Annotated in this window: 7 protein-coding genes; 3 read left to right on the forward strand and 4 right to left on the reverse strand. The window is 41.7% G+C overall.

The features are described 5' to 3' along the window. Positions 1 to 261 precede the first annotated feature (261 nt). Both BGL89_RS18605 and BGL89_RS18610 read right to left on the reverse strand, forming a co-directional pair. The gene (locus BGL89_RS18605) at positions 262 to 612 is read right to left on the reverse strand and encodes a hypothetical protein (protein ID WP_286827011.1); all 351 of its coding nucleotides are present in this window, start codon (positions 610 to 612) and stop codon (positions 262 to 264) included. A gap of 93 nt (positions 613 to 705) precedes the next feature. Continuing rightward, positions 706 to 1,764, reverse strand: a complete 1,059-nt coding sequence (locus BGL89_RS18610; RefSeq protein WP_286827012.1) for a tocopherol cyclase family protein — start codon at positions 1,762 to 1,764, stop codon at positions 706 to 708. 2 nt (positions 1,765 to 1,766) lie between these two features. Between BGL89_RS18610 and BGL89_RS18615 the strand changes: the two genes are divergently transcribed. Beyond that, positions 1,767 to 3,017 carry an FGGY-family carbohydrate kinase gene (locus tag BGL89_RS18615; protein WP_286827013.1) on the forward strand — a complete coding sequence of 417 codons (1,251 nt, stop codon included), beginning with the start codon at positions 1,767 to 1,769 and terminating at the stop codon, positions 3,015 to 3,017. A gap of 59 nt (positions 3,018 to 3,076) precedes the next feature. On the opposite strand, the gene BGL89_RS18620 is transcribed toward BGL89_RS18615, so the two are convergent. After that, positions 3,077 to 3,658: a thioredoxin family protein gene (locus BGL89_RS18620; protein ID WP_286827014.1), complete on the reverse strand. Its 582-nt coding sequence runs from the start codon at positions 3,656 to 3,658 to the stop codon at positions 3,077 to 3,079. A 304-nt stretch (positions 3,659 to 3,962) separates the two neighbouring features. Between BGL89_RS18620 and BGL89_RS18625 the strand changes: the two genes are divergently transcribed. Continuing rightward, positions 3,963 to 4,778 carry a hypothetical protein gene (locus BGL89_RS18625; protein ID WP_286827015.1) on the forward strand — a complete coding sequence of 272 codons (816 nt, stop codon included), beginning with the start codon at positions 3,963 to 3,965 and terminating at the stop codon, positions 4,776 to 4,778. A 161-nt stretch (positions 4,779 to 4,939) separates the two neighbouring features. Here BGL89_RS18625 and glmU read toward each other — a convergent pair whose 3' ends face one another. After that, positions 4,940 to 6,292, reverse strand: a complete 1,353-nt coding sequence (gene glmU / locus BGL89_RS18630) for a bifunctional UDP-N-acetylglucosamine diphosphorylase/glucosamine-1-phosphate N-acetyltransferase GlmU (RefSeq protein WP_286827016.1) — start codon at positions 6,290 to 6,292, stop codon at positions 4,940 to 4,942. Positions 6,293 to 6,483: 191 nt separating this feature from the next. On the opposite strand from glmU, the gene BGL89_RS18635 reads away from it, so the two are divergent. Continuing rightward, complete coding sequence (locus BGL89_RS18635; RefSeq protein ID WP_002801704.1) at positions 6,484 to 6,651, forward strand: hypothetical protein; 168 nt, start codon at positions 6,484 to 6,486, stop codon at positions 6,649 to 6,651. Positions 6,652 to 6,754: the final 103 nt, after the last annotated feature.

Consider the following 6,754-nt stretch of genomic DNA (forward strand, 5'->3'; position numbering starts at 1 on the left):
AAACAAGGGCAACAAAGCCTGAAACTCCTGACTCCTGACTCCTGACTCCTGACTCCTACCACCACCGAAAAACTTTTTCAGCAGACCCTAACTAAAAAAGCCTATTTTCTTGACTTTAAAATAATTTTTTAGCCAGACTCACCGACCGATTCTATTTCTGAGCAGAGATTTACAACATTTCTTATAGGAATAAATTATAAACTAATGGGTTATTATCCTCTGAATAATAGCTGCTAACTCCTGAAAAGGAAGACTCTGTACCTAGCCATTAAAATAACTGCTATCCCACCTTTCAGAATATGGTTCCGTGGGAATATTTTCTTCATCTTCCACTTCTGTCTGCGCTACATAATATAATTTTAGTTCATGCAGTATATCGGTTATCGCTCTTTCTACAGCAATTTTTATTCTTAATCTTCGGGTGTGATAATCGTGATCTTTTTCCCCCAAAGTTTTGAAACTGCGGGGCAGAATTTGGATAGCATTATTCATGACTCGATCGATTTTAATCTCCGAGAGATATTGGCGAAAAGAACTAGGTAAATTCCTTAACTGTTCCCGCACTTCTGCTATCACTAATTGCTCAACAAAATTGAAAGAAGGTTGGTTCATGAAACGATTTTTTAGCGATCAAAAACTGACTCAATGTTAATACCGATCGATAAATAATAGCGTGATATTATCCCGTCGCAATGGTGATTTAAATCACTGTTTGCTCCAAGCTGATGGCCAAATACCGCCAATTTCGAGACCAGCTAGACAACTAGAGCTATTTATAAGGATTTTACCGCGACTATCAGCCAATTTTATCGATAATTCACCTTTGAGGGTATCTTGACAAGCAAAACAGAGACCTTTTTCTGTGGGTACACGCACGCGATCGGGAGGATGATCACTGATACCGATTAAGACAATGGTATAATTCTCGTTGGTTGCCCTCATTTCCCAGTATCCCCAGGGTTGCACTGTCCAAGTTAGTTGAGAATTCCAGATATCAAACTTATAAAAGCGATTTTGCCAGTGAATACCGATAATTCCCACCGATTCCGTCCAGTTCAGAACTTTCCGGGTAGAACCCACTGCGGTTAAGGTTAAATCGGGATTTTCAGGGAAAGCATTACAATTAATCCAAAACCACTTTTCGGGGAAAGAATAACCCCAATTTTTCTCGCTATAAAAAGGTACATTCTCAAATTGGTAATTTTTTCCCCCATAGGTAATCATTCCCGTTGCTAAACCATGAGCAGTTAAAATCTGCCAACCCGGGTCAAAAATCGGTAAATAAGATAATATTCCTGCTGTTGCTTGGGGTGGACGCTTTTTATCTCCCCAACTGTACCTAGTTTCAACGCGATAATCCCATTGACAGATTTCTCCAGTGACGGGATCATAAATTCGTCCTTGCTGCTGGTTTGCCGTTGCTTGATAACCCTCTTGAACAGACTCAAAAAAAGCTGACGGGGAAAGGAGACAGGGACGGATTTTTAAGTTAGTTTTTCCCCAATGGATAATGGCTAATTCCTGACGACTTGCCCAAAATTTATCCGTATCGGGAAAAGTGCGACAAAGATAATTAGATTCTATGGCTAAAATTTGTACCGCTCCGCCGCTATTGACTTGACCGCCGCTTGGGTCTTGAATAGAATACATAAAGGCGAATCCGTCGGCTAATTGCGGAATCATGACTCGGAAGTACCAACCTTCAAAGAATCGGGGACTGATACCATCCCAATGGTAGCCAGAATGAGGGGGTTGTGAAGACATCAATGGGTTTATCTTTAGGTATTGATTTTGGCACATCGGGAGTGCGAGCGATTGCTATTGATTCTAGCAAAAATATCGTCGCTGAGGTTAATTATCCTTTCACCGATGCCAATTTTCAGGATTGGCAAAAGTCCCTATTTTATTTATTGGATAATCTAGGGGATTCGGTGCGTTCAGAACTTAAATCGATCGCGATTAATGGTACTTCCTCGACGGTGTTATTATGTGATAATTGGGGTAATCCTCTTTCTCAGGCAATATTATACAATGACGGGCGAGGAATTGCATTTTTAGAAGCAATTAAAGCTATAGCACCCCCTCACCATCCCGTGATTAGTGCTACCTCCAGTTTAGCTAAATTACTTTGGTGGAGTGAACAAGAAATTTTTTCGCAAGCGCGTTATTTTCTCTCGCAAGCGGATTGGTTAGCATTTCTGCTGCACGGTAAACTGGGAATCAGTGACTATCACAATGCCTTAAAGTTAGGTTATGATCTCGAAAATCTCTGTTATCCCGATTGGTTAGAGAATTTACCGATGTTTAATTTATTACCGCAAATTTTTGCCCCGGGTACAGCGATCGATACTATTAAACCGGATTTAGTGACTCGTTTTGCTATCCCGAAAGATTGTTTAATTTATACGGGAACCACCGACAGCATAGCGGCATTTTTAGCCAGTGGTGCTAATTCTTTAGGGGATGGGGTGACATCTTTAGGTTCAACTTTAGTCTTAAAATTATTAAGTAGCCAGAAAGTTGATGATAGTAACTATGGCATCTATAGTCATCGTTTAGGAAATTTGTGGTTAACTGGTGGGGCATCCAATACGGGAGGAGCAGTGTTAAAGAAGTTTTTTTCTGATCAAGAATTGAGAAATTATAGTTTAGCAATAGATGGACAAAAAGAAAGTAATTTAGATTATTATCCTCTACTAAAAGCGGGCGAGCGCTTTCCAATTAATGATCCTTTTTTACCCGCAAAACTGACTCCTCGCCCCGATAATCCTCTAGAATTTTTGCATGGTTTACTGGAAAGTATTGCTCGCATTGAAGCTTTAGGTTATCACCGTTTACAGGAATTGGGAGCCAATAAATTAGAGCGAGTTTATAGTGCGGGTGGTGGGGCAAAAAATCCGACTTGGAGAATAATTCGTCAGCGTCATTTAGGGGTTCCCGTGCTTTTATCTAAACAGGATCAAGCGGCCTATGGTACTGCCCTATTAGCACAGCAATCGGTTACGCTATTGCCATAGTCTTATAAGTAATAGGACAAAATTAATTTCTTGGTTTCCTATTACTTATAAGAGAAATTTTAGCCGTAATAGGGTGGCTCATTACCCGGTTTCCATTTGATATTACAGCCTAAACTCGGTTTTTGATCCGTCGGTACTGGTTGACCGGTTAAAACCTTGTCAATAGCGGCGCGCAGATCTTTGCCTGTCACCGGTACGCCATTACTAGGACGACTATCATCCAATTGACCGCGATAGACTAGGCTGCGCTGACTATCAAAGAGGAAAAAATCGGGGGTACAGGCTGCCGTGTAAGCTTTCGCCACTTCTTGGCTTTCGTCATAGCATAAATTGAATTTAAAGTCAAGGGTTATCGCCATTTTTTTCAAATTTTCGGGCGAATCATCGGGATATTTCTCCACGTCATTAGAACTAATTGCTAGGATGCCCAGATTGGTGTTAGCATAATCGCGACCTAGACGGGTAAGTTCTTCTTGAATGTGTTTAACAAAGGGACAATGTTCAGAGAGGAAGATGACTAACAGAGCGGTTTTAGCCGTAAAGCTGTCCAGAGAGATAGTTTCACCCGAAACCACATCGGGTAAGGCAAAACTGGGGGCTTTTGTCCCCAAATCTAACATTGTGGACTCGGTGCGTGCCATAAAGTTTATACTCTTTTCTATAGGGAGGACTGAGATTTTTATAACATTTCACGCTTCATCGCGCAAATTTAAGGTCTTAACCCGCATCAGTAATCAGTAATCAGTAAACAGTAATCAGTGAACTGATAAGCCATTGACCTATCTGAATTACTCGTTAATATTGTCTATGAGCAGGGAGAAGGGAGATAGGGAAGTGGGGAGAAGGGAGTAGAGAGCAGAAAGAAAAAAGCCGACTACTGACTACTGACTCCTGACTCCTTACCCCACAGTTAACCTGAATTTTGTCCAACTACTTAGAGGTTTTATGGCGTTTATTCTCATCAAAGGTAGATTTACCCCACAATTCGGTCAACCCGATGGGGATTCTGTCCGTTTTTTGGCAAACAATCGTCGCCTATTATTTGAATTAGAAGGTCGAAGACCGAATATTTCTCGTGATAACGGCACTGTGCAGTTACGTTTCGAGGGTATCGACGCAATCGAAAAAGGGGCAATTAAACCTTTATCGACTCAAGCTAAAGAGAATATGCTCGATTTAATCGGTTACGATCAAAATAATAATCCCACCCCCAAGGGCTATATTCTAGCGCGCATGGTGGATGACAGTTCTGGTCGTCCGATTTGTTTCGTTTTCGCAGGAAATACCGAGCAAGAAGATGGAGATGAAGTATTTTTAGATGCTAACCTACTGAGAGATTCCGTCAATTATCGGCAGGTACTAGAGGGTTATGCCTACCCTTTATATTACAATACGCTTTTTACCCAATTGCGACAAGAATTCAACAAAGCTTTAGCAGTGGCTAAGAAAGATAAAAAAGGTTATTGGCCTAGTGATAAAACTTTAACGGGAGTTACTGTTAAAAATAAGGATGACTTGAAAACAATCGATCCAATTTGGCCAAAATTATGGCGGCGATTGGAGGAGTATTTTCGTTCAGCAGATTCTTTAGCAGAATTTATCGATTTTCTCGAGGTTAAAAATGAGAGAATCGATATTCTTTCAGAGATGGAGGAAAGAGGACTGCAAAATATCGTCGCTGTCCAGGGAAATCTTGTTAAACTTACCGAATCTCCTGAAAATATTCGCGTAGTCGGTAAAGCAGGTCGTCGCGGCCGTTAAATAAGCAAACATCCCCCTTAATAACTATTTAGTTCACCTGTATAAGTAAGGGTTGAGTACCATTCAACCCCTCTTTCTTTCCTGCCCTTATCAAAGTGTTTATCTTGACTCTAATCTCGGAATGTAGCAACAGTTTTCTGTCCTTATATCCCAGAATTAACCTACTGAAACTGATCGTCCCAATTTTCGATCACACGCTGACTTTCGCGAGCAATAACTAAAGCGTTATCGGGGACATTTTTAGTGATAGTTGAACCCGCGGCCACGGTGACATTTTTTCCTAATTTTAAAGGGGCAACTAAAACACTATTTGCCCCAGTTTTTGTGCCACTGCCGATCATAGTTTGATGTTTCTTAACGCCATCGTAATTAGCAGTAATTGTTCCCGCACCAACGTTAACTTTTTCCCCTAAAGTGGCATCTCCCAAATAGGATAAATGGGCAATATTGGTTTTATTGCCGATGTCACTTTTTTTAATTTCAACAAAATTACCGACTCGACAATTAGCCCCAATTTTCGCTTCTCCGCGCAAATGAGCATAGGGACCGATGCGACAACCAGAATCCACCTGACTATCAGAAATAACTGAAAATAAGACTGTTACATCGCTGCCTATCCGACTATTTTCGATTAAACTCCCAGGACCGAGACGACAACCAGAAGCGATTATCGTCTCACCGCGCAGATGGGTTTGGGGTTCAATAATCACATCGGGACTGAGGGTGACAGTATCCTCAATGGTGACACTATCAGGGTCAATAATGGTGACTCCAGCAGCCATCCAATGATCCTTAACTCTAGTTTGCAGGATATCATAGGCGGTGGCTAATTGTTTGCGATCGTTAATGCCGCTAATTTCTAAACAATCCTCCACATCCACAGCCATGACGGGAGCGAGAAAATTGACCACATCCGTGAGATAATATTCACCTTGATCGTTATTGGGCGTTAAATTAGGCAGTATCGCCGCTAATTTTGACCAATTAAAGCAGTATATACCCCCATTAATCCGATGGTTTTGTCTTTGGGCATCGGTACAGTCTCTTTCTTCCACAATCTGCTTAACGAGATTATTGCCATCACAAAAAACTCGACCGTAACCTTTCGGGTTAGGAAGATTAGCAGTTAATAGGGTGGCGGCGTTATCATGGTTTTTATGAATCTGGAGAAGATTTTGCAAGGTTTCGGGACGCAACAGAGGAACATCGCCATTTAAGACCAACAAATCCCCCTGAAAGTCCTCTAAATGGGGGATTAACTGCTGAATAGCATGGCCAGTGCCTAACTGTTCCCTTTGTTCGACAAATTCGATATCCTCAAGATGCTGTAGAGTATTTCGCACCTGTTCTCCCTGATAACCGATAATTACCAGTTTTCGCCGGGGATGTAAGGATTCGCTGACATTAAGCACCCGTTCCACTAGCGATCGACTGCCGAGGGGATGTAAAACTTTCGGAAGGCTGGACTTCATTCGGGTTCCCTTACCCGCCGCTAAAATTGCTACCGCTACCATGGTCATGCTTGCCAATATCGTTCGCGACTGAGTATATCGCACTCCGATCCCTTTGGTTGCAAGAATTTTTTCTCTCTTTCATCCTGTGCCAGTTGAGAAACTACCATAAAAAGGTTTTCTTTAAGACATTGTTAAGGTACTATACACAAATTGAAACAATTGAAGATAATTAGTCCTCTATAGATACCACTATGACAACTGTGCTAACCAAGGAATCCTCCGCCATGAAACAGATTCGCACCACCTACCAAGCTGACCAACAGGTGAAATACCTGCATCTAGAAGCGGAAATCGAGGTACTGCTGCAACAACTGCAAAACCTCAAGCGCAAAAACCAAGAGAATCAAAACCTAAATTAAAGAAAATTTCCCTATTGACATCCTCACCGCCGTAAAACGGACGGTGATTCCCAAACCTCACGATTTAGGTTTCTGCTTCTTTCCCTTGCGGGGTTCCGCACCT

The organism is Microcystis sp. LSC13-02 (assembly GCA_002282935.1).
Taxonomy (GTDB): Bacteria; Cyanobacteriota; Cyanobacteriia; order Cyanobacteriales; family Microcystaceae; genus Microcystis.